We start from the raw sequence: 26,234 nt of genomic DNA on the forward strand, positions 1-26,234 counted from the left end.
CGCTCAGTCAGCGCCCTGCTTCGACACCTCGCGCGGCTCGCCCGCCATCGCCGCCTCGCCGGTGCTGCCGGCGCCAGCGGTTGACAGGGCCTCCTCGCACGGCGTGCCCATGCTGGTGTCGGGCGCCTGGGGCGCGAACTCCGGCTCCGGCGCCGGGCTGGGTGCCGCCGGCAGGATATGGCTCGCGCGCCAGTTGCCGAAACGGTAGTACGCGACCGCCAGCGTCACCGAGACGATCGAGCCCAGCGGAAAGCTCCACCAGATCGCATCGGCACCGATGGTGCGCTCGAGTACCCAGGCAAACGGCAAGCGCACCACCCACATCGACAGGAAGAGAATCACCAGCGGTGCCATCACCGCGCCGGTGGCGCGCACGGTGCCGAACAGCACGATGGTGAAGCCGAACAGGATGAAGGACCAAAGCACGATGGCGTTGATATGTTGCGCAATGCCAATTGCCGTGCCGTCATCGGGCAGGAAGAGGCCGAGCGAATGGCGGTTGAACAGGTAGATCAGGCCAACCAGCGCGCCCGTCATCAACAGGTTGAACAACAGCCCTACCCGCGTGATGCGGGTCACGCGATCCCACAAGCCGGCGCCTACGTTCTGCGCCACCATCGACGACACGCTCGCGCCCACGGCCAGCGCCGGCATCTGCACATAGGTCCATAGCTGCGAGGCCACGCCATACGCGGCAGTGGTCTGCGAGCCATAGCGATTGACCAGCGACATCATCACGATCGCGGACGACGAGATCACCACCATCTGCAAGCCCATCGGCAGGCCCTTGGCCACCAGCGCGCGCAAGATGCCGGTATTGGGCCGCAGGTAGGCCAGCTGATGCCGGCGCAGCGCGAGGAAGTGGCGGCGGCGGTAAAGCACCGCCAGCATCGCGGCCAGGCTCACCAGTTGCGCGACCAGCGTGGACAGCGCCGATCCCGCGATGCCGAGTTCGGGAAACGGGCCGATGCCGAAGATCAGCAGCGGATTGAGCACCACGTCCAGCCCTACCGACAACACCATGAAATAGAACGGCGTGCGCGAATCTCCCGCGCCGCGCAGCGTCATCATCACGAAGTTGTAGAAGTACATGAAGGGCAGCGCCAGGAAGATGATGCGCAGGTAGCTGATGGCCAGCGCCCTGGCATCGGCCGGCGTATCCATCGCGGCAAGGATGTCTGGCGTGAAGGCATAGCCGAGCGCCGCAGCAAGTACCGACAGCAGGACGAAGAAGGTGGTGCTGGTGCCCACCACGCGGCGCGCCTCGCCCAGGTCGCGCGCGCCCACGGCTTGCCCGATCATGATGGTGTTGGCCATGCTGATGCCAAACACCACGCCCAGCAGGAAGAACAGGATGATGTTGGCATTGGAGGTGGCCGTCAGCGCCGCCTCACCGAGAAAGTGCCCGACCCACACCGAATTGATCGAGGCATTGAGCGACTGCAGGATATTGCTGCCCAGCACCGGTAGCGAGAACAGCAGCAAAGTGCGGCCGATCGGGCCCGTGGTCAGCTGGGCTTTGGATTTTGTTGGCATGTTCGAGTTTGTCTCGCGTTTTTATTGCGCCGGACACGCACTCGCGTCATCCGGTGACAGGAGCAATATCGATCGATACTGCCACGCGCGTGCCACTATCTCATACCTTCCTGACAGCCGTTGTCGGCAGGTGCCTGTCAGACAGAAAGCCAATTGTAAGCAGTTGTTCAGATTGGGGCACGCCCCTTAGAGTCGGGAAATCAGCCCTTGGCGAAATGCGCAACATAAGTGGGCTATTGTGGAGCCGCATCTGCGCGCCAGGTCGAGGATCCTGGATGGTATGGCTGGGGGCCTACACGCTCCACGGGCCGCGGCGCCGGGACGAGGGCACCGCGCTCTACGAATGCGCCCTCGCACTCGATCCGCGCAGCAACGAATACGAATACGAATGCGACGATGCCAGGCCAATCGAGGGATTGCGCAGTACCGCCAGGTTGTCGACCGAGCGCTGTGCCCGGCTCATGCCCCCTGTCTCCTCGATTTTCTTTTTTTGCCCCGTGCCGGTGTCGCATATCCGGCATAGCGTCAGCGCCTGGATGCCTCCCGGTAAGCCGCGATGCGCGCCTTTAGCCCCGGGCGGGCGGCGGAGCGCACAAGCTCGGCCAGCTGCGCCGCGCGCGCAGCATCCGCCGCGCCGGGCCCGCCCAGCGTGGCGGCGTGGATGGCCGCCTGCGTCGATGCATCGAGCCTGCGCGCACGCGCGGCCAGTGCCGTAAGCGCGGCCGCGCGTGCCTCCGGTTCCACCACGGTGCCGGCCAGGCCGGTGGCCAGCGCTTCTTCTGTCCGGACGGCTCGCCCGCTGGCGATCCATTCCCGCGCCGTGGCCACGCCAACCAGCTCCGCCAGCCGCGCGCTGCCCAGCACCAGGCCAAAGGCCGCCCCCGGGAAGGCGAAGCTGCTGCCCTGCGCGACCCAGCGCTGCTCGCAGGCGGCAAGCAGGTCGGCACCCGCGCCCATGACCCGCCCCTGTACCAGCGCTACGGTGGTGAAGGGCGCGCCATGCAGGCTTTGCAGCAGCAGCTCGACGCGCACGAAACGCGCAAGCAGCGAATCGTCGCTCTCGCTATCCAGGTCGCCCAGGTCGAAACCGGTGCAGAAATGCGTGCCCGCGCCCTCAATGGACAGCAGGCGTGTGCCATCGTGGTGGCACACCTGCACCGCCGCCGCGAGTTCCACCACCAGCGCGGCCGACAACGCATTGCCCCGCCCGGGCCGGTTCAGCGTCAGCCGGGTGACGTCGCCCTGTTTGTCGGCCAGCAAGATGCCTTGTGTCACCGCGGCCCCCTCACGTCGCCGCCTGGGCCCACAAGTTGGGCATTAGCGCGTTGGAGTAGCCGGAGATGAACGGCTTGGTCTCGCCGCTCGCCGCGTCGTAGACATGGCGCCGGATGCGGCCGATATTGCCGCCATACAGATGGATGCTGACCGAGACCTGGTCGTCGTGCGCATTGCGCACGCGGTGCACGTCGCCCAGCGTGGGCGATACCGCGGCCACCTGGCCGGCGGACAACAGGACCTCGCCGCCATCGGCCACCAGTTTGCCCGCCTCGGCACGGTAGTGCTGGTCGAGCTCGGCGCCGCGCAGCACGCCGATCAGGCCCCACACGGTGTGATCGTGCACCGGCGTCTGCTGGCCCGGCCCCCAAACGAAGCTCACCAGCGAGAAGCGGTCGAGCGGATCGCCGTAGAGCAGGTGCTGCTGGTAATAGACGGGATGCGGCTGCGCCATCGCGTCGGGCAGCCAGTCGTCGTGCGCCACCAGTTCGCGCAGCGGACCGGTGGCGCCGGCCAGCAGCGCGGCCTCGTTATCGGTATCGGGCCCGGTTTGTTCCACCAGCCGGCTGATGGTGGCGACGAATTCACGTAGCCGTTCGATCTTGTCGTTCATCATGCTTCCCTGGAAGTGTCATGGTCCTCGCCGCCCACCGGGTAGCGCGCGCGAATGGCGTCGTTGTGCTCTCCCAGCGCCGGCGGATCGCGGCGGATCGGCAGCCCCTGTCCATCGAAGCGCAGCGGCGAGGCGAAGGTGCGCGTCTGGCGGCCGCCCGGCAAAGTCAGCGGCTGCACCCACTCCATATGCGCGACCTGGGGATCGTCCAGCGCGGCGGCGTAGTCGTTGATGCGCGCATGCGGCACGCCGGCGGCATTGAACGCCGCGATCCAGTGCGCCACGCCGGCTCCCGCGAAACGCTCTTCCAGCAGCACCTTGAGCGCAACCTGGTTGGCGGCACGGTCGCGCGTGGTGGCAAAGCGGGCATCGGCCGCCAGCGCGGGCAACTCCACGACCTTCACCACCTCCAGCCAGAGCTTCTGGTTGCCCGCGGCAATGGCGAAGTAGCCATCGGCGGCGCGGAAGGCCTGGTACGGCGCATTGCGCGGATGGGCCGAGCCGAGCTTGACCGGGCTCTTGCCCGTGCCGAAGTATTCGCTGGTCTGCAGCGCGGCGATGCCAAGCGTGCAGCCGTACATCGGCACGTCGATATGCGAACCCGCGCCGCCGGCGCGCACCCGCGCCAGCGCGCTGGCGATGGCGAAGGCGGCGTAGAGCCCCGAAGCGAAATCGGCCAGCGGTACGCCGCACTTGACCGGTGCGCCATCGGGCTCGCCGGTCACGCTCATTACCCCGGCCGCCGCCTGGATGGTCAGGTCGAAACCGCCCTCGCCGGCGCGCGGGCCGCTCTGGCCATAAGCCGACACCGAGCAGTACAGCAACTGCGGCTTGTGCTCGCAAAAGCTCGCATAGCCCAGGCCAAGCCGGTCCATCACGCCGGGACGGTTGTTCTCGATCACCACATCGGCGTCCAGGATCAGTTGCCGCGCCAGCGCGACGTCGGCCGGATCCTTCAGGTTTAGCGCCACCGACTGCTTGTTGCGGTTGAGCGAGGCAAAGTTCTCGGAAAACCCGTTCGACAGCGGCGGCCACTGGCGCAAGGTGTCGCCGTCCGGCGGCTCCACCTTGACCACCTCGGCGCCCATGTCGGCCAGCAACATGCCGCAGAACGGCCCGGCCGCCACGGTACAGAACTCCACCACCCTGACCCCGTGCAGGGGCAGGTCCTTCTCGCTGACATCGTGCATCTGGATACCCGGAAAACGTTGACGGCCCGGCTGACTCCGGGCTTTGGCGCAACGGCGCATGCAAGCCTGGAACCGCCTCTGGACCGCGATGCGGATCATTATATTCATGTTCCAAAATAGGCTACAATCGTTCCACATTTGAGAACCAATGCCGGGTGCGCCACACACGGCAAGTCCGACATGAACAACACCTTGATCAAAGGCCTGGGTGTCATCGAGCTGCTGGCCCACAGCGACCGCCCCCTCGGCCTGACGGAGATCGCCGCCCACCTGGGCCTGGCCAAGAGCAATGTGCACCGCTTGCTGCAAGCGCTGACCGATCTCAACTATGTGATCCGGGACGCCTCCGGCACCGGCTACAGCGCCTCCATCAAGCTCTGGGAACTGGGCTCGGCGGTGCTCTCGCGGCTGGACCTGCGCCGCCATGCCGAAGCCTGGATGGACAAGCTGATGCACACCAGCGGCGAAAGCGTCCACCTGTCCGTGCTAGATCGCGGCGAGGTGGTCTATGTGCACAAGATCGACAGCCCCAACCCGGTGCGCGCCTATACCCAGATCGGCGGCCGCGCCCAGGCGCATTGCGTGGCCACCGGCAAGGCCATGCTGGCGTTCCAGCCGGACGCCGCGCTGCGGCGCATGTCGGCCGCGCTGGCGCCGTCCACGCCCAACAGCATCGTGGAGCCGGAGCGCTTCCTGCAGGAAATGGAAAAAGTCCGCAAGCAAGGCTATGCGGTCAATCGCGGCGAGTGGCGCGAGACGGTGTATGGCATCGCCGCGCCGATCAGCGACGGCAATGGGCATGTGATTGCCGCGGTCGGACTGTCCGGACCCGCCGAGCGCTTCAAGCCGCAGAAAATCAAGGGCTTCGCCGACCTGGTGCTGAATGCCGCCACGGAGATCTCCGACAGCCTCGGCGGCGGTGCGCGGCACAATGCGCTGGCCCTCGCCACGCGCAGCATGGTGGCGGTGCGGCGCACCTGAGCGGAAGAGCACGCAAATGGCAATTCCAGCGAATCGGGAACAACTGCTGAAGGCGATTCAGGACACGTAGGCCAGGCTTGCGGCGGAACTGCAGGCCGTGCCGCCGGCGCGGGGTTCGGAGCAGACCATGGAAGGCCACGCCGGACGAACACGCATCACTACTGTTCCACTTGATGGAACTTTGAAAGCGGTAAAGAGGAACCTGCAAGGCACAAGACGGCCGGCGCCCGCCGGTGCACAAAATGAGCCATCAGGTTAAGCTTGCGGTTTCGCCGCTGTGCCCGGCCCGGGCACGGCACCCTCACAGCGGCAGCACCGGCTGCACTTGTCGCACGCAACCTTCATCAGGAGAAAGGCATGTACCAGGATCTCGCCCTCTACATCGACGGGGAATTCGTCAAGGGAGGGGACCGACGCGAGCAAGACGTCATCAACCCTTCCACCCAGGAGCTGCTGGGCAAGCTGCCGCACGCCAGCCGCGCCGACCTCGACCGCGCCCTGGCCGCCGCGCAGCGCGCCTTCGAAAGCTGGAAGAAGACCTCGCCACTGGAGCGCTCCAAGATCCTGCGCCGAGTGGCGGAACTGACCCGCGAGCGCGCCAAGGAGATCGGCCGCAATATCACGCTGGACCAGGGCAAGCCGCTGGCTGAAGCCATCGGCGAAGTCATGATCTGCGCCGAGCACGCCGAATGGCACGCCGAGGAATGCCGCCGCATCTACGGCCGCGTGATCCCGCCGCGCCAGCCCAATGTGCGCCAGATCGTGGTGCGCGAGCCGATCGGCGTCTGCGCTGCCTTCACCCCGTGGAACTTCCCCTTCAACCAGGCGATCCGCAAGATGGTTTCGGCCATCGGCGCCGGCTGTACGCTGATCCTCAAGGGCCCGGAAGATTCGCCCAGCGCGGTGGTCGCGCTGGCCCAGTTGTTCCACGATGCAGGCCTGCCCCCCGGCGTGCTGAACATTGTCTGGGGAGTGCCGGGCGAGATCTCCACCTACCTGATCGAATCGCCGATCGTGCGCAAGATCTCGTTCACCGGTTCCGTGCCGGTGGGCAAGCAGCTGGCCGCGCTGGCCGGCGCCCACATGAAGCGCGTCACCATGGAACTGGGCGGCCACTCGCCGGTGCTGGTGTTCGACGACGCCGACATCGAGCCGGCAGCGGAAATGCTGGCGCGCTTCAAGCTGCGCAACGCCGGCCAGGTGTGCGTGTCGCCCACGCGCTTCTACGTGCAGGAAAAAGCCTACGACAAGTTCCTGGCGCGCTTTACCGAGGTGATCGGTTCGATCAAGGTTGGCGACGGCCTGGAAGACGGCACCCAGATGGGCCCGCTGGCGCACGAGCGCCGCATCGCCTCGATGGAGCAGTTCCTGGATGACGCCAGCCACCGCGGCGGCAAGGTGGTGGCCGGCGGCAAGCGCATCGGCGGCAAGGGCTTCTTCTTCGCCCCCACCGTGGTCACCGACCTGCCCGACGACGCCAAGCTGATGGTCGACGAGCCCTTCGGCCCGGTGGCGCCGGTGACGCGCTTCAAGGATGCGGAGGAAGTGCTGCGCCGCGCCAACAGCCTGCCGTTCGGCCTGGCCTCCTATGTGTTCACCAACTCGCTGAAAACCGCGACGCTGGTGTCCAACGGCCTGGAAGCCGGCATGGTCAATATCAACCACTTCGGCATGGCGCTGGCCGAGACGCCGTTCGGCGGCATCAAGGACTCCGGCATCGGCAGCGAAGGCGGCCAGGAAACCTTCGATGGCTACCTGGTGACCAAGTTCATCACGCAGGTCTGATGTCCCGGCCTGACCCGGTATCGGGCCAGGCCCGCAAGCGCACAACGTTGCCGGCACCGGCCGCTCCCAGGCCGGGCGCCGCAACGCCGCCCTCCCCCGCTCATCCTCCCACCGCCGCCCCGGCATCGCCGCCAGCAAGCGCACACGCACCGTCCCACACCGGCGCTAAGCGCTTTCCCCCCTGGCTTTACGGTAATCCTCGGCAAAATCCTTCCACTGCGCCTGCGCCAGTTCGCAACCGTGCCGCGCCAGCCGCAGCACCGGCTCGCGCCAGCGCGTACCGCTGGCAAACTCCTGCAACTGCTCGATGCGATCCGCGGCATTGTGCCCGCAGCCGCGCAGATGCGCCCAGGCCGCGGTGCGCGCCATGGTGATCAGCACTTCGCGCAGGTCCTCGCGATTGGTGTGGGGGCCAAGGTTGACCCGGTCGGCGGTGGGCTGCAGGCTCTTGACGATATAGGAGGAAGCCTTGCCCATCTTCACCGCCGAGAGCAGCGCCGGCGAGGCCGCTTGCATCGCATGCTGGATGTGCACGACGCGCGACGCCTCACTGCTCCAGGCGGGCTGCGTGCGATATGGCAGCCCTTGCCAGGCGCTGGGCGCGGCGCGCTTGATGTCGACCAGGCGCTGGGCCAGCGGATCGCTTTCCGCGTGAGCCAGCACAACATAACGCTCAAGCCCGAGGCTGCCAACGCCGGCGATCCTGCGGGCGGCATCGTCGGCCACCAGCCTCCCATGCTGCGACTGCCGCCCGAACTCGCGCAGGATGGCTGCGCTACGCTTGCGCTCGCCCTTGAGAGGTCCCAGGGCATGCTTGCCGTCGACCAGCAGGTGGCGCTTGCCGCCGCTGCGCACCGTGCGCTCGGCCAGGACCTCGCCGCGGCGGCGGCGTTTGACGCGGCGCAGCAGCGTCGCCACCATGCCGGTGGCCGTGGCGCGCTCCACCCAGCGCGGCTTGCCGCCGGCCAGCACCGCCGCGTAGGTATCGAGCATGCTGTGCGCGCCGGCACGCGCGTCGGCAGCGGACAATCCCAGTTGCGGTGCGGCAATCATCAGGCTCGACAGCAGGCGCACCAGGTCCACCGTGAGCGGAGCGACCAGCGCGTCGTCGAAGTCGTTGAGATCGAAATAAACCAGGCCGTTATCGCCCTTGAAGCTGCCGAGATTCTCCAGGTGGAGATCGCCGCAGACGTAGGTGGTCGGCGCCTCGATCAGCGCGGCCTCGTTGCCCACTGCGGCCGCATAGAGATGGTTGGTGCCGCGCAGGAAAGCAAACGGATCCGCCGCGATGGCGGCGAGCTTGCGGGTCAGCCGCTCGGGATCGCGGCCATGGTTATAGATCAGGATGGCTTCCGTGGCTGGGTGCATGGCTTCCTCGTGGTGGCAGGCAACCGCTCAAGTGTACCCGGCATGCCGCCTCGGACAAAACCGGCCCGTGCCCCCGGCGAGCACGCGTTCAGCGGAAAAAGGCACCGCGCAAGAGGAAGGTGTAATCGGCTTCCATCGCCATCAGGCCCACCAGCACCAGCAGGCAGAGCGGCGGCAGCAGGATGGCGCAGATCAGCGCCAGCCGCTCCCACGCCATGTGCATGAAGACGCCGACAATCAGGCCGGCCTTCATCACCATGAACAGCAGGATCAGGGTCCAGCGCAGGTAACCCTCGAAGTGGAAGTAGTCCACCATGTAGGACAGCGTGGACAGCACGAACAACAGCGCCCATATCTTCAGGTACAGGCCAATCGGGTGCTGCTGCCCGTGATGCGCTTCACCGTGCGCTTCACCGTGCGAGCCGGCGGGCGCATGCGCGGGCGCCGCCGGTGCCAGGCCGGGCACATCGGGAGACGGAGTCGACGATGCCATGGCGTGCCTCACCAGAGATAGAACAGCGCAAAGATAAAGACCCAGACCAGGTCCACGAAGTGCCAGTAGAGCCCGGCAATCTCCACGATCTGGTAGTTGCCCGTGCGCTCGTAGCGTCCGCGCAGCACTTTGGTCGCCACGATCAGCAGGTAGATCACGCCGCAGCTCACGTGCAGCCCGTGGAAACCGGTGATCATGAAAAACGTGGAGCCGAACTGCGGCGCGCCCATCGGGTTGCCCCAGGGACGCACCCCTTCGGTAAAAATCAGCTTGCTCCACTCGAAGGCTTGCATGCTGACAAAGGCCACGCCGAACAGCGCCGTGGCAAACATCAGGCTGGCGCATTTCACGCGGTCGCGGCGGTAGGCGAAATTCACGGCCATCGCCATCGTGCCGCTGCTGCTGATCAGCACGAAGGTCATGATGGCGATCAGCAGCAAGGGCACCTCGGCGCCGCCGACCTTCAGCCCGAACACGATGCTCGGATTCGGCCACGTATCCGTGCTGGCGATCCGCACCGTCATGTACCCGGTCAGGAAACAACTGAAGATGAAGGTGTCGGACAGCAGGAAGATCCACATCATCGCCTTGCCCCACGACACCTTGAAGGCCTGCTGGTCGGACGACCAGTCGGCCACCAGCCCGCGCAGGCCGGCCACCACGGGCGCAGGCGCGGGCACGCCGGGCAGCGCGGCGCTGCCGGACTCGGCCGGTGCCGATGGAGTGGGTTGCGAAGACATTGGCGCGTCTCCTTCGATGCTTGCGTGGCCGCCTAGCCGCGCCCGCAGATAAAGCGAACCAGTTCAGGCGTGAGCCAGTTCAGCGCGGCCAGCAGCACCAGCCACACGGCAAGCAGGAAATGCCAGTAGCGCGCGCACAGCACGATGCGCAGCGTGGCCCGCGCGCTGCCCCGCGCGGCATGCATGGCGACCGCCCAGCCAACAAGGCCTCCCAGCACATGCAGGCCATGCATCGCGGTGAGCAGGTAGAAGAAACTGCCGGCGGGATTGTTGGCCGGCACCACATGGATGGCGAGCAGTGCCTGCCACGCCCATAACTGCGAGGCGACAAATGCAGCCGCGGCCAGCCCGCCAAAGCGTAGCGCGCGATGTGCCATCGTGAAGCGTCCGTCGCGCGCCGCCCGCGCTGCCACCTGCATCACCGCGCTGCCGGCGGCCAGCAAGGCGGTGGACATCCAGACCTGCCACGGCAATGAGACGGCATGCCAGTCCGGCGAGTCCATGCGCATGGCATAAGCGGCGATAAACAGCCCAAACAGCGAGGAGACCACCCCCATGAACACCCACAGCCCGATGCTGGCCGGTGCGCGGCGGGCGCGCTGCCTGCCCACATCACCGGGACCGGGGCCGGAGCGGCGCTCCCCGTCGTCTCCGGCGCGATAGACCAGGTTCGGGTTCATGCTACGGCTCCACGGCTGGCATGCGGCTCGGGTTCGGCGCCGCCGGCTTCAGGCGGCGCGTTCTGCGCGATGAAATCCTCGCTGGCGCCCGGCATGCTATAGGCGTAGGCCCAGCGATGCACTACCGGCTGCTCCGGGCCCCAGTTGCCGTGCACCGGCGGCGTCTGCGGCGTCTGCCACTCCAGCGAAGCCGCGCGCCACGGATTGGAACCCGCCAGCCTGCCATGCCTGACGCTCCAGGCCAGATTGAAGATGAACAACAACTGCGCCGCCGCCACGATAAACGCCGCCACCGAAATATAGGCGTTCATGAGGTGCGCCGATTCAGGGATGAAGGCGTAATTGTCGTAGGCGTAATAGCGCCGCGGCATGCCAAGGATGCCCAGGTAATGCATGGGAAAGAAGATGGCATAGGTGCCGACGAAGGTCACCCAGAAATGGATATGCCCCAGCGTGTCGTTGAGCATGCGGCCGGTGACCTTCGGGTACCAGTGATAGATCCCGCCGAACACCACCAGGATCGGCGACACGCCCATCACCATATGGAAGTGCGCGACCACGAAATACGTATTGGACAGCGGGATGTCCACGCTCACGTTGCCCAGGAAAAGCCCGGTCAGCCCGCCGATCACGAAGGTACTGACGAAGGCAATGGCGAACAGCATCGGCACCGAGAAATGGATGTCTCCCCGCCACAGCGTGATCACCCAGTTATAAACCTTGATGGCGGTGGGAATCGCGATGATCAGCGTGGTGGTGGCGAAGAAAAAGCCAAAGTAAGGATTCATCCCGCTCACGAACATATGGTGCGCCCACACCACCACCGACAGCACGCCGATGGCAAGGATCGCCCACACCATGGTGCGATAGCCGAAGATGCTCTTGCGCGAATGCACGCTGATCAGGTCCGAGACGATGCCGAACGCGGGCAGCGCCACGATATACACTTCCGGGTGGCCGAAGAACCAGAACAGGTGCTGGAACAGCAGCGGGCTACCGCCCTTGTAGTTGAGCGGCTGGCCCAGCGACACGATCGCCGGCATGAAGAAGCTCGTGCCCAGCGTACGGTCCAGCAGCATCATCACGCCCGACACGAACAGCGCGGGGAAGGCCAGCAGCGCCAGGATGGTGGCCATGAAGATGCCCCACACGGCCAGCGGCATGCGCATCATCGTCATGCCCTCGGTACGCGCCTGCAGCACCGTGGTGACGTAGTTGAGGCCGCCCATGGTGGCCGCCACGATAAAGATCACCAGCGACACCAGCATCAGGATGATGCCCCACTCGTAGCCAGGCGTGCCCCGCAGGATGGCCTGCGGCGGATAGAGCGTCCAGCCGGCGCCGGTAGGCCCGCCCGGCACGAAGAAGCTCGACAGCAGCACCAGCACCGAGAGGAAGTACATCCAGAAGCTCAGCATATTGAGATAGGGGAACACCATGTCGCGCGCGCCCACCATCAACGGGATCAGGTAGTTGCCAAAGCCGCCGAGAAAAAGTGCCGTGAGCAGGTAGATCACCATGATCATGCCGTGCATGGTGACGAACTGGTAGTAGCGGTTGGCGTCGATAAAGGTGAAATGCCCCGGGAAACCCAGTTGCAGGCGCATCAGGTTTGACAGCACCACGCCAATCAGCCCCACGAAGATGGCGACCAGGGTGTACTGCACCGCGATCACCTTGTGATCCTGGCTCCAGATATAGCGGGTAAAGAAACTGGTCGGGCCATGATGGGCGGCGTCGTCGGTGTATGCCATTGCACTCCCTCCTGCAGCCTATTTTGCGGCGGCGCCGGACGCGGCGCCCGCCTGCGTTGCAGCCCCGCCCGCTCCATTGGCGCGGATGTAGGCAACCAGCGCGCTGACTTCCTCGTCGCTCAGGGGCATCTTCGGCATGAGCGGACCGAAGCCCTTGACCAGGCGCGCTTGCGGATCGGTGATCTCGGTCTTCAGGTAAGCGTCGTCGACCTTTGCGCTGCTGCCGTCGGCAAACGTACCTGTGCTGCCATACAGGCCCTTCCAGCTAGGCCCCACGCCAACGGTGCCATCGATACTGTGGCAGCCAACGCAGCCCTTGCTCTGGGCCAGCGCGCGGCCCTGTTCCACAAGCGTATCGGCGCCGGCGGGCGCTCCGCGTGCCCCGGCCGTGGCCGGCGGCGCAGGCGTCTTCAGCATGGTCAGCGCAAACGTGGGCTGCCGGCGCAGCCACGCATCGAACGCCGCCGCATCCTCCACCACCACCTTGCCCCGCATGTTGTAGTGGCCGACCCCGCACAACTGCGCGCACAGGATCTCATAGGTACCCGCCTTGGTCGGCGTGAACCAGAACGACGTCACCATCCCCGGCACCATGTTCATGCGGGCGCGAAACGGCGGCACGTAGAAATCGTGCAGCACATCCTTGGAGCGCAGCAGCACCTTGACCGGACGATTCAGCGGCAAGTGCACTTCATTGCCGGCAATGATGATGTCGTCCTGTCCGCGCGGGTCGTCCGGGTTCACACCGAGCGGGTTGGCCGCCGTCACGAAGCGCGCGTCCGAGGTGCCAAGCTGGCCGCCCTGGCCCGGAAAGCGAAAGCCCCACTGCCACTGCTGGCCCACTACCTCCAGGACCATCGCATCGCCGGGTGGCCGCACATATTCGGCGTAGACGAACAGGCCCGGTGCGAGCAGGGCAATCACGCCGAGCGTGGTGCCGCCGATCAGCCAAAGCTCCAGCTTGCTGTTTTCCGGCTGATAGTGCGCGCGGGCGCCGTCGCGATGGCGGTAGCGCCAGACGATATAAGCGACGAACAGGTTGATGATGACGAAGAAGACGCCGGTGATGACCAGGGTAATGGTCAGCGTGTCGTCCATCTGCTTCCAGTTGGAAGCAAGCGGGGTCGCCCACCACGGGCTCACGAAATGGAAGAGCACCGAAGCAACGACGATGATCACGAGTGCAATGGCTATTGCCATACCGACCCTCCCCCTTGCGTACGGCAGGCCGCGAACTACGCGCAAGGCTGAGATAAGACTAGTGCATGTGGTCCGCCCCGTGCAAGGCGGCCTTGAGAGCGCTTTGCGTGCGATGCCACACAGGGCCGGTGGCAAGCGCAAAGGCGGCGGCAAATAAAAAGCGGCGGATGAAAGCCAGGGCTTTCATCCGCCGCCGTCGGCCCGCGCGGTCCGTGTAGTAGCAAAGCGCGGATCTAAACCTGATTCGCGTAGCGCTATCGCATTATTGATGCACTGCAGTGTGCGTGCTCAGTGAGATACATCCTTGCTTTCGAGCTTCCAGTAGGCAATGGCCGCGGCCATGCCGAAGATCATGTGGCCAACCAGCGTATGCCAGCCACGCGCGTCGGAGAACCAGGTAAAGAAGCGCGTCATGCCGTAGAAATTAAGCAGATAGACCGCCAGGCCGAACACCGCGCCGGTCAGCAACACCATGCCCGTACTCGAGTCCAGTTGGAACGGCGCGATGATAGCGGCCAGGATCATCCCCAGCACCGCGCCGAGCACGAAGTGGATTGCCAGCGCCGCGGCCACGGTACTCACGCTGAACAGCGAAGTCTGCAACACGCCCTGCCCCATCAGGATCGCCGCGATCAGCCGCGTCGTGCCCCAGGGATTGACGCCCGCCACCATCGTCGACCAGAACAGTTCGATCACCATCAACAGCGCCCCGGCCGCCAGACCGGACACCGCTGCGGCGGTCCAGTCTGGCGTGCGGCGCACATAGTGGTGCGATTGCATGTGAAGTTCCATAGCCACCTCCGGATATGCTGTTTCGCCGCGATTCCCGCTGCGATTGCTCTATTACGCGTGCTTGCCACCTGTTCGATGATCGGGCCTGCGTATCTGCACAGCATAGGACACGCCGGCCTGATCGTTTGACCGCACACTCGCAAAAAAGTGCATGGGGTGGGCCAGGCGCAACGGTGCCGGCGTGAGGTGCGCGAACAGTGTGGCCAGGCCGGTACATGGAAGGAGAAATAGCGCCAGGCCAACCCCAGCGCGATGCGAAGCGAGCCGTCAAGGTGTACCAGGCCGTATGGGGCGCTTTTTTGCCTACTTTTTTTGGCAAGACAAAAAAGTAGGTCGCCGCCCCGCAGGGGTGGTGAAACTGCCTTTGACTTTAAGGTTTTAAGCCTTTGGGGGTGAGAGCAATCCCCGTACAAGAAAGTGCCTTAGGGGACAACCCCGATGTCATCGTCCTTGGTCTACCTGAGACACTTTCTATACTGGAAATACAAGGAAAGAGACAGGAGACAGCCGTGCTGCACCTTAGCTCACATGATCTTGTTTTTCTGATTCCGATGGCGCTGGTCGGGATGATTGCCTTTGGCGGGATTCCGTTCACAGCCCGCGCCTTGCGCATCAGTTGCCGCGCTGCGGGCGCGATATTCGGGGCTCTGCTGGCGGTGGCCTTGCTGGAGGCGTTGCCTTTACTTATCTGAACTGAACGCTTCGAGCGTTCCCGGCTTGCTTGAGGAGAGGAGCCGCTATGACACTGGATCTGCTGGCCGCCCTGATGGCGGCATTCCTGCTGGTCACCGTGGTGACCGCGATCTGGCGTTGTAGCCACCCCTACCGTATGCGCTATCGCCGCTGCGCGGAGCAAAGAAGGCGTGCCGGGATATGCCGGCAGATGCAGCGCCACTAAACACGCTGCCAAACGCGATTCCTGCCCGCCGGTATTGGCCTGCGAGCCTCGCCGGCTGGCGGGCTTGCGCTCAGATTTCGATCATGGCGAACTCGCCCTTGCCCACATCACATTCAGGGCAACGCCAGTCTTCCGGGATATCCTCCCAGCGGGTGCCGGGCGCAATGCCGTCATCCGGCCAGCCCTGTTCTTCGTCGTAGACCCATCCGCAAATCACGCAAACCCAAGTCTTGTAGGCAACGGTTTCCTGCTGCAAAACGCACTCCTGTATCGATTCCGGGCGAAATCATACAGGCTTTTGGCCAGCGCGCCGCCAATGTGCCATGCAAAAGGGGCGGCAGTGCCGCCCCTTTTGCACAGGCAGGATTGCCTGGGATGACTTACTGCCTGATGGCGAAATCGACCCGGTTGGGCGCGCCCTTATCCTTGATGCCTTCGGCATTCAGCTTCGGCGCCGTCAGGAACAAACGGCTCTCCGGGACCTTGGCGTCGCGCTCCAGTGCCTGTTTCACCGCCAGCGCGCGCTGCTCGGCGAGTTGCTTGAGTTCCACATCGGTTACCGGCGCGTTCTCCAGCAGCAGCGTCTCCATTTCCGCGGTCGGCAGGGATTTGGACAAGCCAATCACGTTGCGCGGCTTCTTGAACGAAGCACGCATGTAGACCGCTTCCAGATACTTGGGATACTCCTGCGGCGACACCGTCACCTTGGCGCCCTGCTCGCCCTCTTCCCCTTCCTCGGCCATGGCGCCCTCGCGAGCGCTGGCGCGCAGTTCACGCGCCTTTTGCTCCTTTACCCGCGCGTCCAGCCAGGCGCGCTTCGCGCCGGCCGTGTCGGTGGCCGGATCGATGCGGCCGCTGATCTCCAGCCGCAGGGCCGGGCGGTCGGCCAGGGCCTTGCCGAGGGTGGCGATCTTCTGCCTGGCCGCCGGCGTAAGCGTGGACGTGCCGGGCGCGAACTCCACGTAGCCCAGTTCTTCGCCGCCGCCAAAGGCCGAGGCAAGCAGCGAGAACGGCGAGGTAATCGCCTTGGCCAGCAGGTTGACGATCACCCGCACGATCACGCCGCCGATGCTGAACTCCGGATCGGACAGCGAGCCCGACACCGGCAGGTTGATGTCGATCACACCGTTGCGGTCCTTCAGCAGCGAGACCGCCAGCAACACCGGCAGCTTGGTCGCTGTCGGGCTGTCGACCTTGTCGCCAAAGGTGAGCTGGTCGAGGTAGAGATGGTTGCGCGCGTCCAGCTTGCCATTCTCGATCTTGTACGCCACATCGACCGTCAGCTTGCCCTTGGTGATCGGATAGCCGGCGTACTTGGTCGCGTAGGGTGTCAGCCGGGTCAGTTCCACGCCGGAGGCCTTGGCGGCGATATCGAGGTAGAGCTGTTCCGCCAGCGGGTTGAGCTTGCCGTCGATATTGACCGGCGCGTCGTCGTCGATGCGGCCCGCCAGCGTGAGATCGGCCGGCGCGGGCTCCGTCGACGAAACCTTGGAGACCGAACCCTTCATATCGGTCAGGTTGGCAGTGTAGTTAGGCTTGACGAAGAAATCCGAGAAATTGATATTGCCTTTCTCCACCGTCACGCCGCCAATGCGGATCTGCGGTTTCGCCGCGGCCGTGGCCGCCGGTGCCGGCGCAGGTGCCGGCGCGGTGGCTGCCGGCGCCGAGGCCGGGTTGGCCTGCGTCAGGCTGGTGCTGGGCGCGGCTTCGCCTTTGGCGGCCCCGCCAGCCATCACGTCCTGCAGGTTCAGGCGGCCATTGGCATTGAGGATCACCCGCGCGTAGAAGTCCGACAGCGCCACGCTACCCACGCCAACCTTCATCGGCCCCTTGGCCTCGTCCATGGCGAAATCGATGCCGTTCACCGCCAGCGAACGCCAGCGCAGGAAGTCGTCGCCGGTCACGCGGTCCACGCTGCGCACATTGCCGAACTGCGCATTGCCGGCAAAGCGCGCCGCAATCGGTTTGCCGGACGGCGCCTCGACACCCAGGCGGCCTCTCACGGTGGCGGTGCCGCCACGCAAGGCTGCGTTGAAGCGGTCGGCAAGGTAGGGCTGCAGCGGCGCGAGATCGAGTTCGCGCAGGTCCACCTGCATTTGCGCCGCGGGAGCGGTGGGCAGCACGGTGCCGTCGAGCGACATCATGCCGCGCCGTCCCGCCTCGGCCTTGAACTTGACCGGGATGGCGCCAGCCGCCATCGGCCAGTTCAACGCGCCGGTACCGAGGCTGACGTTGCGGAATTGATGGATTACCGGACGGTCACGGTTAGCGGCCGATGGCGCGTAGTCGGTCACGCGCATGTTGCCGCCGTCCAGCGAGAACTTGCTGAGTTGTGCCTTCCAGGGCAAGGGCTTGGCCGCCGCGGCGCTATCGGGCTGGACAGCCTTGGCCTGAACGCCAGTCGAGCGTTGGACCGATTTCTGCCCCGATTGCGCGGCCCACAGGCGCGCGCTTTCGAGCAATTCACCGCGATAGTCGCGCGTAAGCGCGACCTGCGGCTTGGCCACCACCAGCTCGCCTGCCTGGAATGAATGCGCGCCAAGGTCGAAGGCGATGTCTTCCAGCGCCACGCGCTCGGCGCGCATCATCGGCAGGTTGGCGCCATCGCTATCGTCGCGGCCACGCGCGCGGCGCGCATCGCGCCGGCGGGCGCTATCGGCCGCGCCAGCGTTGCTTGTGCCGGTGGTGGCGGCTGCCACTTGCGCCACCGTCACCGGCTCCCTGGTCGTCAGATAGAGCGGCGCCAGCTCGACGCGAGACTTGTCCAACGAGAAGGCAAAGGCGGGCCCGCCCCACGCCATCTTGTAGTGCAGCTCGGCGTTGACCGCGGTGTCGCCGAACTGGGCGCGCAGCTCAGCCGGCCACCATGCGGCAAACCCCTGGGCCTTCACGCCGCTGGCTTGCAGCGTGCCACCCATGGTGCCGCCATGCAGCGACAGTTCGCCTTCATGGCTGAGGGTCTGCCCTTCGGCGATCGTCAGTTCGGCCTGGACCTTGGCAGGCTTGTCGCTGTCGCCGGAGAGTCCGGCGACAGCGACGTCGAGGGGCCCCAGCGCGAGCGTACCGGGACCGGACGGAGCCGACTCGTCGCGCACGCCCAGCCTGGCCTGCTTGACCGTGATCTGGTCGACCGCGTAGCGCCAGGGCTTCTCCGCCGGCGCCAACGGTGCAATCCCGGCCGCGGCCGGTGCCGATGCAGGCCCGGCCTTGGCAACCGCCGGCGCGGATGCCGGTGCCGCCGTTCCCAATGCTGCAGGTGCCGGCGCGCTGGCGGGCTTCGCCGCCTTGGCCGCTTGCGGCAGGAATGCCTCGGCAAGGTCAAGCGACCCATCGGCGCGGCGCACGGCCTGCACGCCCAGGCCATCCACGGCGAGGCTGCGCAGGTGAACCATCCGGCCGAGCGGTTCGATGCGCCCAATGTCCACGGCAAGCCGTCCGGCCTTCACCAGCGGCGTGCCGTCATGCTTGCGGATATCGGCGTCGCGCAGTGCTGCGGTGCCCGACAGGAAAACATCCTGCTTATCCTTTTCCTGGATAAAGCCCAGCGTGAGCCGCGTATCGAGCAGCCCGCCTTTGATATCGGCGTCCTTGAGCTTGGGCGCAAACGGCATATAGCGCGCCAGTTCCAGGCCGTCCAGGTTCAGCTTCAGGTGGGTCTCGCGCGACGCGGCGAACGGCAGCATGGTGCCGTCGAGCGCCAGTGCGGAGCCATTGATGTTCGCGCTCAGCGTGGGCCGGGTAACGATCTCCACGTCGTGCGGCAGATTGGACAGGAAGGGCAGCGTGATGGTCAGGTTGTCCACGCGCTGCGTCTGATTGAGCTGCTTGTCGTCGAACGCCACGCTGCCGCTGGTCAGCGCAATATTGTTGATCGAGAAGCGCGCCGGTTCGGATTTTGGCGCGGCGGGCCTGGCCGCGAAGCGCTCTTCGATGTCGGCGTAGTTCATGCGGCCGTTGGCGTCGCGCGCCAGGCGCAGCGCGGGGCGGTCGATATGCACCGCATCCACCACCGGCGCCATGTGCCACAGCGAGGCGATGGCGGCATCGATCTCGGCCTCGCCCACGCTCAGCATGGGCGTGGTGCCATCAGGCTCATAGATCTTGATATCGGAAACAGTGACCGCCAGCGAGAAGGGGCGCACCTCGGCGCCCCCAAAAGTCACTTTGCGGCCAAGCGCTTCACTGGCCTGCTTGGCCACGAAGGACTTGATCAGCGGTGGTCCGCCAAAATACCCGGCGAGGCCGAACACCGCCAGCGCGGCCACGATGCCGCCTGCCACGCGCACGCCGGCCCTGCGGCGCGGCGTGGCGGTTGCCGCCTGCATGGAGAACTTGATTGCCATGTGATCCCAGAAGATTCAACCCCAATACCCAGCGTCCGCTTTGCGGACCCGCTCGCGGCCTGCATGGAAAATGGCATTCCACGCTGCGCCAGCGGGCGGATCGACCACTTTGTGGCCCGGATTTCACTTTTTAGCAACATTATGGCAACGCTTGAGGGCAAAGCAAAGACATTAGAATGAAATCAAAAGTGAATTCAGGACGGGCTGAAAATGATTTGAAGCCGGATGGCGACAGCCCTCTCTGCCGCCGATCTGGTATCTTCTCGCCTTTGCGAAGCGTCTTGTCGCATGCCAGCGGCTTATCCACCACTTAGTGCCTGCTTCTCCCGCGCTGTACCCTCCGGCCAGAACCCTCCACGTCAACCGTGTTGCGCGCTTCGCATGCGAACTTTTTCCATGCGAGTCTCCTCATGTCCACCACTAGCAGTACTGTCGGTGCAGAGAACGCGCGCAGCGTCCCGCATGCGCGCCCCCTGACCGGACAGGATTACAAGACGCTTGCCCTCGCCGCCCTCGGGGGCGCGCTCGAGTTCTACGATTTCATCATCTTTGTCTTCTTCGCCACCGTCATCGGGCAGTTGTTCTTCCCGCCGTCGGTGCCGGACTGGCTGCGCCAGCTGCAGACCTTCGGCATTTTTGCCGCCGGCTACCTGGCGCGCCCGCTGGGCGGCATCATCATGGCCCACTTCGGCGACCTGCTTGGCCGCAAGAAGATGTTCACGCTGTCGATCCTTCTGATGTCGGTGCCGACACTGCTGATGGGCCTGCTCCCGACCTACCATGCGATTGGCCTGCTGGCGCCGGTGGCGCTGCTGCTGCTGCGCGTGATGCAGGGCGCCGCCGTGGGCGGTGAAGTGCCTGGCGCCTGGGTGTTCGTCTCCGAGCATGTGCCGGCGCGCCGCACCGGCTACGCCTGTGGCACGCTGACCGCTGGCCTGACCGCTGGCATCCTGCTGGGCTCCCTGGTGGCCACCGGCATCAACACCATCTTCACCCCGGCGGAACTGGTCGACTGGGGCTGGCGCCTGCCCTTCCTGCTGGGCGGTGTGTTCGGCATCGGCTCGATGTACCTGCGCCGCTGGCTGCATGAAACCCCGGTGTTCGCCGAACTGCAAAAGCGCAAGGCGCTGGCTGCGGAGATGCCGCTCAAGACGGTGGTGCGTGATCACCGCGGCGCCGTGGCGGTGTCGATGCTGCTGACGTGGATGCTGTCGGCCGGCATCGTGGTGGTGATCCTGATGACGCCCACCTTCCTGCAGAAGATCTACGGCTTCGATGCGCGCACGGCGCTGGTGGCCAACAGCGTCGCCACGCTGTGCCTGACCATCGGCTGCGTGGTCGCCGGCCTGATGGCCGACAAGGTGGGTCCCCGGATCACCCTGATCTGCGGCGGCCTGCTGCTGGCGATCAGCTCCTATGTCTTCTACAGCGCCATACACACGCGCCCCGACCTGCTGATCCCGCTGTACGCGCTGGCCGGCTTCTTCGTGGGCACGATCGGCGCGGTGCCCTACGTGCTGGTCAAGGCGTTCCCGGCACAGGTGAGGTTTTCCGGGCTGTCGTTCTCGTACAACCTGTCCTATGCGATTTTTGGCGGGCTGACGCCGATGATCGTGACGCTGATGCTCAAGAACGATCCGCTCGCTCCCGCGTATTACGTGGTGGCGCTGTGCCTGCTGGGCATGGTGACGGCACTGTTCGTCAAGGACCGCTCGCTCGACTGAGCGCGCTGCTTCTGGCCGGCGCCTGCCACAAGCCAGGCGGCGGCCAGAAGAAAAGGGAGGGCCGCCACTGCGCCCTCCCTTTTTTGTGCCCGCCTGATCTGCATGCGCGGCTGCTGGTTGCACCAGCCTACCGCCGGTGCGCCTTGAAGAAAGCCCACATCAATGCACTCGCGTCCGGGCCGATCGGCGCGTGATAGGCATAGTCGCCATCGCCCCCGCTCCAGGCGTGATCCAGCCCGGCCACTTCGCACAGGGCGACCATTTCGCGATTCCAGACGCCAAAGCTGGTCTCGATATAGTTTCCGGCGGGCAGGATGGCCGTGGCCGCAAGGCCATGGCTCGTATCCGCCAGCGCCTCGCGCTCCGCCGCTTCCTGGCCCTCCGTCAAGCTGGCCGCGTTAGCGGAACGCCGCGCCACGACACTGCTCGCCGGGTTGTCCAGGCGATCGGTCAGCCCGTTGTAGGCCAGGAACTGGCGTGCCAGCAGGCGGGCGTTGACCGGATGCACCGCGCCGTCGTCCATGCCGTGCAGTACGATTGCCGGCATTTTCGGGCCGCCCGGCGTGACTCCGGCGGCATCAAGCAACACGGCAGGGGCCACGCTGGAGCCCCGCTGCATCGCGCGCAGGCCATCGCCCGGCGTGCACGCTGCCCCGATCACCACGCCGGAATGCAGTCCCACCGCGGCAATCTTCTCCGGGTACCGCAAGGCCACCACGGCCGCCATGCTGGCGCCTGCGGACAACCCGGCCAGGTAGACCTGGTCGGCCCGCACGTCCGGACGCGCTGCCAGTGCGTCGATCAACACCGCCAGTGCTTGCGCCTCACGGCCGCCTTCCGCGGCACCCAGGTCGAACCATTGCCAGCAGCGCTGCATCTGGCGCCGCTGCGGTTGTTGCGGATAGGCCACGATAAAGCCTTCGCGCTCGGCCAGGGCATTCATGCGGGTGCCGGCGGCAAGGTCCTCAGGGGTCTGCTTGCAGCCATGCAGCATCACCACCAGCGGCATTGGCCCATTGCGCACGCGGGATGGCACGTACAGCCAATAAGACAAGCGGGGAACCAGTTCACCGGGCAGCGGCGACAGCCGGTGGTGGTGCGATGCCCATTCACCCGGTGCCGAAGGACGCGGCGGCAAGGGCAACGGCGCGGGGGAGCGCGCCCGCAGGCGCGGTGCTGCAGGATTGAGGTTAGCGATACGGTCGATCCACGATTTGAGTTGGCGCGCGGTCTGGGGCTGCACCCGGCTGATCTGCCGGAGCTGTGCATGCCCATCCGCCCAAAGGCTTTTGGCCATGAAAGACTCCTGCTGTCGACATTGTTGCGATGCAGCATATCACAGGGCGAACGCATGACAGGCGTCGCTTTTTGGTGACATGTTATCCAAACAAGACATTCTCACGCTAGCAGCATTCCGTAATGAGCATTATAATGCACTCATGAGGAAACTAAAAATCTGAACTCGCCGTACGAAAGAATGCAGATCGTCAATAGTTAGCGGCAAATGTCGCACGGTTATACTGCATTTGCGTGTATCGCAGGCAAATGGAGAATGGCATGACCACGCCCCAGGCAGATATTCCAAGCTGCTCGCTGTGTTTATTCCAGCCAGTCTGCCGTAACGCGGAAACCACACCCGCAGACGCTGCGCGGGAACGCACTCTGGTTCCGGCTCGCATCTTGTGGCGTGCCGGGGAGAGCGTGCATCGCCAGGGCCGGCCGGTACTGGCCTTGTATCCCATACATCAGGGCAGCACCAAATCCGTATTCGAATCACCGCTTGGCTGGCGCCAGGTGACTGCCTTCGCCCATCCGGGCGATGTGCTGGGGCTGGAGGATCTCGATGGCCACGCCCACTGCACCAGCGCGGTGGCGATGCAAGATACACGCTGCTGCGTGGTGCCGGTCGAGGCGGCGCGCGAACACTTGCTCCGCACCGAACACCGCGAACACATGCTGGCGATGCTGCGCCGCAATACCGAGCGCGAGCGCACCCTTCTGGTTGCCATCGGTTCGATGAAGGCCGCCCAGCGGCTGGCCATGCTGCTGCTCGATCTCTCCGTCGAACAGCGCCGCCGCGGCAAGGCGGGCGTAGCACTGACCCTGGCGATGTCGCGCAACGATATCGCCAGCTACCTGGGCCTGACCCTGGAGACCGTATCCCGCCTGCTGGCACGTTTCGCATCCGTCGGGCTGATTGCCGTGCGGCAGCGGCAATTGCGCATCGTCGATCCGGACGGGCTTTGCTCGGTCTATGAAGACCCGGAACGCGTGCCGATCCGCCCGCCTGCCACGGCGACGGACAGCGCGGCCGGCTCCCCCAGGTCCCAGCCCTCCCCCGCGAGGGCGATACGCCCATCCGTAGCGTAGGACGGACACGGACAGCACCGCCATGCAAACGCGGCTATGTTCAGGCTATATCCCCGGCGCGTTGGAAATACGCAAGGAAATCGTCCCCGTTATCCTCCCCGCTGGAGATCGACATCGCCTCCGGTATCTGTATCCATATGCGGGATTTTCCTTTCGCAGCGCGTGCGAGCCTGGCGCCGCTCGCCTTCCTGATGGTCGCCGGATTCGCGCCTGCGGCAGCCGTACAAGCCAATACCCCGCCATCGCTGTCGAAGCTGGCCAGATTGCTGCTGGGCACCGTGCAGGGCAAAAGCACCGGCATGAGCGGCGTCACGCGCCTGACCGGCGGCGGCGCCGGACCCGATGCGGAGCTCAGCGCGGCCTGCCAGGAGCTGACGCGCGCGGGACCATTCATGCTGGATGGCGTGACGCGCCTGGAAGGATGCAGCGCCGCTCCCGGCAAACATGTGTCGTTCCGGCTCCGGCTGGTTGGCGTTGACGCGACCCGCGAAGGCACGGTGGCCTTCATGACTAGCGCCGGTCCCGTCCTGGCCCGCGGCATCTGCCGCAACCCGGACGTACCGGTATTGGGCCGGCTCGGAGTCACACTCAGTTACCGCTATCTGGGAAACGGCAACCAACCCGTGGGCGAAGTCACGATCACGCCGGAGCGCTGCGTAACGAACTAAGGACCAACCTCACTGGCGACTCCCCCCCTGGCCCGGCACTTGGCGGGTCATCGCTTCTCTTGAGCGCATTCCTGGCGATATGCCTCTTCGAGCCGCTTGCGATCGGCCTGCCGCTCCAGCATGGGATGGGTACCGCCGTCGGCGGTGGTCACGGAGGACTTGCTGTTGGACCATTGCGGCCCCGCAGGCAGCGCACTGATCCTGTCGAGCAGGCTCTGGCAATGCGTGCGCTGGGATGGCGTGAGGGTCCCGTCCGCCGCCGGCCCGACATTATCGGTGGCCGGGTCCAACAGGAGCCGCGGCGGTGGCGGCGCGACCATTGGCGCAGGGACTTCCAGTTCCGCGGCGATGCCGGCCTGGCCGGCGAGCAGCCCCAGGCCCAGTGCGGCAGCCATGATGATTGAAGCCCGTTTCATTTTTCAGTTTCTCCACAGCGGGGCGCAATTCGCCTTCCGCGACAATTTCCCGGGGTCGCCCTGCCGGCAGATACCGAAAAACCGCAAGTTTCCGATGTCCCTCCCTGAAGGCCGGCAGCCGCCGGCAATGCAAGCACGATCCGGATCCGGACTTAGTTTCGTTCCTTGCCGTTGCCGGCACGACCATGACGATTGCGCAGCAACTCAAGCTTGAGCAGTGCATCCGCAAGCATACTCTTGAGGCGCGCGTTTTCATCCTGCAGGTCGCGCATCTTGCGACTGTCGCGCGCCTCGCTGCCGGCGCCCTGGCCGTACTTGATGCGCCAGCCATAGAAAGACGCGTCGCTAAAACCATAGCGCGCACAGAGTTCGCGGACCGGCACGCCGGTCGCGGCTTCCGCTAGATACCCGCGGATCTGTTCCTCCGAGAAACGTCTGTTCACTGCCTGCCTCCGCTAGCAAAGGCCGCTCGCGCCTGTGCGCGGGCGTGACCACTTCCACCCCTGCCCGCAAAGTTACCACCCGCACCGCAAAAGGCAATTTAGTGTGTTCAAGCCGCGAGTTAAGCAAATTGGAGAGGAAGCCCGGTGTGGGGCGCACGCCGCCCGGAAGTCAACAACAGTCCGCGCAGACAAACTTTGCAGTTTATCACTACCAGACAGAAATGCAATTCAATACTTTCAACTTGCGAACCAAATCATTTCGAAATCTAGTTTCGCGGCGTTCGGATCGCCGATATTTCTACCAAAGAAAGATAGTCAATTGCCTAAATTTGACATTCCATTTCCCGAATCCCTGACAGCGGTTCGAGATTCCGGATTTTCCATCCCCCCATGATCCCGCACCAAAAAGCACCTAAAAATATGCAAACGGATCGTTTTTCACCCTCTGAATCCGAGAAATCTCCGAAGTTATGACCTATAAAACACAACCACATCGTAATGTCTTTATGTCCTAACAAAGAGTATCTTTTGATTGAGTTTTAGAAAAATGCCTTTAGAAGACCACTGGCAAGTTTCAAAGTTATGTATTAATCTTGTCTTGCATTAACTAAATTTCGATCGCTGGCAACCGGGCCTCGCGCCCTGGGCAAGACGGGCGACGATAACCGCAACGCGAAGCCGGTCGGCTATACATTACTTCAGCGTTGCGTCTATATACCGGGCCACAGCATGGAAGAACTGCTTCGTCATTTCCCAACTTTAGTTGGGAAATGACGAAGATTGCCACGCCCCGCTGACGTACGGAAACCGCGCCGACCCTTGTTTCTGGCCGTCCGCAGCGTATGAAACATGGCATGGCAAAAGGCCGGAAAGGCCGTCTTATCTGCGCAAGGCGAAGGGTGCTCTATCGCCGTGGCGGAGGGGACAAAACAAGAAGAAGACAAAAAAACAAGCTTCAAATCGGG

24 protein-coding genes are annotated in these 26,234 nt (G+C 64.9%); 7 read left to right on the forward strand and 17 right to left on the reverse strand.

Annotated elements, in window-relative coordinates; translation table 11 throughout:
• Positions 1-3: 3 nt before the first annotated feature.
• The 5 genes from ACZY0R_RS04495 to ACZY0R_RS04515 form a co-directional block, all read right to left on the reverse strand.
• A complete protein-coding gene (locus ACZY0R_RS04495; protein WP_488857309.1) occupies positions 4-1,536 on the reverse strand; it encodes an MATE family efflux transporter in 1,533 nt (510 codons plus the stop codon).
• Positions 1,537-1,873: 337 nt separating this feature from the next.
• A complete protein-coding gene (locus ACZY0R_RS04500) occupies positions 1,874-1,999 on the reverse strand; it encodes a hypothetical protein (protein ID WP_488857310.1) in 126 nt (41 codons plus the stop codon).
• Between the two features lie 62 nt (positions 2,000-2,061).
• Entirely contained in the window at positions 2,062-2,811 is a 750-nt protein-coding gene (locus ACZY0R_RS04505; RefSeq protein WP_488857312.1) for an enoyl-CoA hydratase/isomerase family protein, read from the reverse strand.
• A 10-nt stretch (positions 2,812-2,821) separates the two neighbouring features.
• Entirely contained in the window at positions 2,822-3,424 is a 603-nt protein-coding gene (locus tag ACZY0R_RS04510; protein ID WP_488859501.1) for a cysteine dioxygenase family protein, read from the reverse strand.
• Positions 3,424-4,614: a CaiB/BaiF CoA transferase family protein gene (locus tag ACZY0R_RS04515; protein WP_488857314.1), complete on the reverse strand. Its 1,191-nt coding sequence runs from the start codon at positions 4,612-4,614 to the stop codon at positions 3,424-3,426. The genes ACZY0R_RS04510 and ACZY0R_RS04515 overlap by 1 nt, the downstream gene beginning before the upstream one ends.
• 180 nt (positions 4,615-4,794) lie before the next feature.
• Here ACZY0R_RS04515 and ACZY0R_RS04520 point away from each other — a divergent pair, with 180 nt between their 5' ends.
• Both ACZY0R_RS04520 and ACZY0R_RS04525 read left to right on the forward strand, forming a co-directional pair.
• Positions 4,795-5,595, forward strand: a complete 801-nt coding sequence (locus ACZY0R_RS04520) for an IclR family transcriptional regulator (RefSeq protein WP_488857315.1) — start codon at positions 4,795-4,797, stop codon at positions 5,593-5,595.
• A 357-nt stretch (positions 5,596-5,952) separates the two neighbouring features.
• Positions 5,953-7,380 carry an NAD-dependent succinate-semialdehyde dehydrogenase gene (locus tag ACZY0R_RS04525; protein ID WP_488857316.1) on the forward strand — a complete coding sequence of 476 codons (1,428 nt, stop codon included), beginning with the start codon at positions 5,953-5,955 and terminating at the stop codon, positions 7,378-7,380.
• A gap of 165 nt (positions 7,381-7,545) precedes the next feature.
• On the opposite strand, the gene ACZY0R_RS04530 is transcribed toward ACZY0R_RS04525, so the two are convergent.
• The 7 genes from ACZY0R_RS04530 to ACZY0R_RS04560 form a co-directional block, all read right to left on the reverse strand.
• Positions 7,546-8,748, reverse strand: coding sequence for a DUF2252 domain-containing protein (locus ACZY0R_RS04530; RefSeq protein WP_488857317.1), 1,203 nt, complete (start codon positions 8,746-8,748; stop codon positions 7,546-7,548).
• Positions 8,749-8,836: 88 nt separating this feature from the next.
• Positions 8,837-9,241, reverse strand: a complete 405-nt coding sequence (locus tag ACZY0R_RS04535; RefSeq protein ID WP_045236276.1) for a cytochrome C oxidase subunit IV family protein — start codon at positions 9,239-9,241, stop codon at positions 8,837-8,839.
• 8 nt (positions 9,242-9,249) lie between these two features.
• Entirely contained in the window at positions 9,250-9,981 is a 732-nt protein-coding gene (locus ACZY0R_RS04540) for a heme-copper oxidase subunit III family protein (RefSeq protein ID WP_051648087.1), read from the reverse strand.
• A 32-nt stretch (positions 9,982-10,013) separates the two neighbouring features.
• Positions 10,014-10,661 (reverse strand): cytochrome c oxidase subunit 3 family protein, encoded by a 648-nt coding sequence (locus tag ACZY0R_RS04545; protein WP_488857319.1) that lies wholly within the window; start codon positions 10,659-10,661, stop codon positions 10,014-10,016.
• On the reverse strand, positions 10,658-12,415 hold the full coding sequence (gene ctaD, locus ACZY0R_RS04550; protein ID WP_488857320.1) for a cytochrome c oxidase subunit I: 1,758 nt from the start codon (positions 12,413-12,415) through the stop codon (positions 10,658-10,660). The genes ACZY0R_RS04545 and ctaD overlap by 4 nt, the downstream gene beginning before the upstream one ends.
• An 18-nt stretch (positions 12,416-12,433) precedes the next feature.
• Positions 12,434-13,615: a c-type cytochrome gene (locus ACZY0R_RS04555; protein WP_488857321.1), complete on the reverse strand. Its 1,182-nt coding sequence runs from the start codon at positions 13,613-13,615 to the stop codon at positions 12,434-12,436.
• 288 nt (positions 13,616-13,903) lie between these two features.
• Positions 13,904-14,407 (reverse strand): hypothetical protein, encoded by a 504-nt coding sequence (locus tag ACZY0R_RS04560; RefSeq protein WP_488857322.1) that lies wholly within the window; start codon positions 14,405-14,407, stop codon positions 13,904-13,906.
• Positions 14,408-14,916: 509 nt separating this feature from the next.
• Here ACZY0R_RS04560 and ACZY0R_RS04565 point away from each other — a divergent pair.
• Positions 14,917-15,099, forward strand: a complete 183-nt coding sequence (locus ACZY0R_RS04565; protein WP_035871072.1) for a hypothetical protein — start codon at positions 14,917-14,919, stop codon at positions 15,097-15,099.
• 47 nt (positions 15,100-15,146) lie between these two features.
• Positions 15,147-15,305: a hypothetical protein gene (locus ACZY0R_RS04570; protein ID WP_200876807.1), complete on the forward strand. Its 159-nt coding sequence runs from the start codon at positions 15,147-15,149 to the stop codon at positions 15,303-15,305.
• Between the two features lie 70 nt (positions 15,306-15,375).
• Here the strand turns inward: ACZY0R_RS04570 and ACZY0R_RS04575 are convergent, their stop codons facing one another.
• Both ACZY0R_RS04575 and ACZY0R_RS04580 read right to left on the reverse strand, forming a co-directional pair.
• A complete protein-coding gene (locus ACZY0R_RS04575) occupies positions 15,376-15,561 on the reverse strand; it encodes a rubredoxin (protein ID WP_045236270.1) in 186 nt (61 codons plus the stop codon).
• Between the two features lie 124 nt (positions 15,562-15,685).
• On the reverse strand, positions 15,686-19,648 hold the full coding sequence (locus ACZY0R_RS04580; protein ID WP_488857323.1) for a DUF748 domain-containing protein: 3,963 nt from the start codon (positions 19,646-19,648) through the stop codon (positions 15,686-15,688).
• A gap of 410 nt (positions 19,649-20,058) precedes the next feature.
• Between ACZY0R_RS04580 and ACZY0R_RS04585 the strand changes: the two genes are divergently transcribed.
• A complete protein-coding gene (locus ACZY0R_RS04585) occupies positions 20,059-21,372 on the forward strand; it encodes an MFS transporter (RefSeq protein WP_488857324.1) in 1,314 nt (437 codons plus the stop codon).
• Between the two features lie 127 nt (positions 21,373-21,499).
• On the opposite strand, the gene ACZY0R_RS04590 is transcribed toward ACZY0R_RS04585, so the two are convergent.
• The gene (locus ACZY0R_RS04590; protein ID WP_488857325.1) at positions 21,500-22,669 is read right to left on the reverse strand and encodes an extracellular catalytic domain type 1 short-chain-length polyhydroxyalkanoate depolymerase; all 1,170 of its coding nucleotides are present in this window, start codon (positions 22,667-22,669) and stop codon (positions 21,500-21,502) included.
• A 260-nt stretch (positions 22,670-22,929) separates the two neighbouring features.
• Between ACZY0R_RS04590 and ACZY0R_RS04595 the strand changes: the two genes are divergently transcribed.
• A complete protein-coding gene (locus ACZY0R_RS04595; RefSeq protein WP_488857326.1) occupies positions 22,930-23,742 on the forward strand; it encodes a Crp/Fnr family transcriptional regulator in 813 nt (270 codons plus the stop codon).
• Positions 23,743-23,879: 137 nt separating this feature from the next.
• The gene (locus tag ACZY0R_RS04600; RefSeq protein WP_488857327.1) at positions 23,880-24,410 is read left to right on the forward strand and encodes a hypothetical protein; all 531 of its coding nucleotides are present in this window, start codon (positions 23,880-23,882) and stop codon (positions 24,408-24,410) included.
• A 47-nt stretch (positions 24,411-24,457) separates the two neighbouring features.
• On the opposite strand, the gene ACZY0R_RS04605 is transcribed toward ACZY0R_RS04600, so the two are convergent.
• Entirely contained in the window at positions 24,458-24,826 is a 369-nt protein-coding gene (locus ACZY0R_RS04605; RefSeq protein ID WP_488857328.1) for a hypothetical protein, read from the reverse strand.
• A 152-nt stretch (positions 24,827-24,978) separates the two neighbouring features.
• Positions 24,979-25,269 carry a transposase gene (locus ACZY0R_RS04610; RefSeq protein ID WP_045236263.1) on the reverse strand — a complete coding sequence of 97 codons (291 nt, stop codon included), beginning with the start codon at positions 25,267-25,269 and terminating at the stop codon, positions 24,979-24,981.
• Between the last annotated feature and the right edge of the window lie 965 nt (positions 25,270-26,234).

This window comes from Cupriavidus sp. F041, assembly GCF_057814235.1.

Coding starts and splice junctions, on each gene's coding strand:
- ACZY0R_RS04495 (WP_488857309.1), bottom strand. CDS start 1,536: ATGCCAACAAAATCCAAAGCCCAGCTGACCACGGGCCCGATCGGCCGC.
- ACZY0R_RS04500 (WP_488857310.1), bottom strand. CDS start 1,999: ATGAGCCGGGCACAGCGCTCGGTCGACAACCTGGCGGTACTGCGCAAT.
- ACZY0R_RS04510 (WP_488859501.1), bottom strand. CDS start 3,424: ATGAACGACAAGATCGAACGGCTACGTGAATTCGTCGCCACCATCAGC.
- ACZY0R_RS04515 (WP_488857314.1), bottom strand. CDS start 4,614: ATGCACGATGTCAGCGAGAAGGACCTGCCCCTGCACGGGGTCAGGGTG.
- ACZY0R_RS04520 (WP_488857315.1), top strand. CDS start 4,795: ATGAACAACACCTTGATCAAAGGCCTGGGTGTCATCGAGCTGCTGGCC.
- ACZY0R_RS04525 (WP_488857316.1), top strand. CDS start 5,953: ATGTACCAGGATCTCGCCCTCTACATCGACGGGGAATTCGTCAAGGGA.
- ACZY0R_RS04530 (WP_488857317.1), bottom strand. CDS start 8,748: ATGCACCCAGCCACGGAAGCCATCCTGATCTATAACCATGGCCGCGAT.
- ACZY0R_RS04535 (WP_045236276.1), bottom strand. CDS start 9,241: ATGGCATCGTCGACTCCGTCTCCCGATGTGCCCGGCCTGGCACCGGCG.
- ACZY0R_RS04540 (WP_051648087.1), bottom strand. CDS start 9,981: ATGTCTTCGCAACCCACTCCATCGGCACCGGCCGAGTCCGGCAGCGCC.
- ACZY0R_RS04545 (WP_488857319.1), bottom strand. CDS start 10,661: ATGAACCCGAACCTGGTCTATCGCGCCGGAGACGACGGGGAGCGCCGC.
- ctaD (WP_488857320.1), bottom strand. CDS start 12,415: ATGGCATACACCGACGACGCCGCCCATCATGGCCCGACCAGTTTCTTT.
- ACZY0R_RS04555 (WP_488857321.1), bottom strand. CDS start 13,615: ATGGCAATAGCCATTGCACTCGTGATCATCGTCGTTGCTTCGGTGCTC.
- ACZY0R_RS04560 (WP_488857322.1), bottom strand. CDS start 14,407: ATGGAACTTCACATGCAATCGCACCACTATGTGCGCCGCACGCCAGAC.
- ACZY0R_RS04570 (WP_200876807.1), top strand. CDS start 15,147: ATGACACTGGATCTGCTGGCCGCCCTGATGGCGGCATTCCTGCTGGTC.
- ACZY0R_RS04580 (WP_488857323.1), bottom strand. CDS start 19,648: ATGGCAATCAAGTTCTCCATGCAGGCGGCAACCGCCACGCCGCGCCGC.
- ACZY0R_RS04585 (WP_488857324.1), top strand. CDS start 20,059: ATGTCCACCACTAGCAGTACTGTCGGTGCAGAGAACGCGCGCAGCGTC.
- ACZY0R_RS04590 (WP_488857325.1), bottom strand. CDS start 22,669: ATGGCCAAAAGCCTTTGGGCGGATGGGCATGCACAGCTCCGGCAGATC.
- ACZY0R_RS04595 (WP_488857326.1), top strand. CDS start 22,930: ATGACCACGCCCCAGGCAGATATTCCAAGCTGCTCGCTGTGTTTATTC.
- ACZY0R_RS04600 (WP_488857327.1), top strand. CDS start 23,880: ATGCGGGATTTTCCTTTCGCAGCGCGTGCGAGCCTGGCGCCGCTCGCC.
- ACZY0R_RS04605 (WP_488857328.1), bottom strand. CDS start 24,826: ATGAAACGGGCTTCAATCATCATGGCTGCCGCACTGGGCCTGGGGCTG.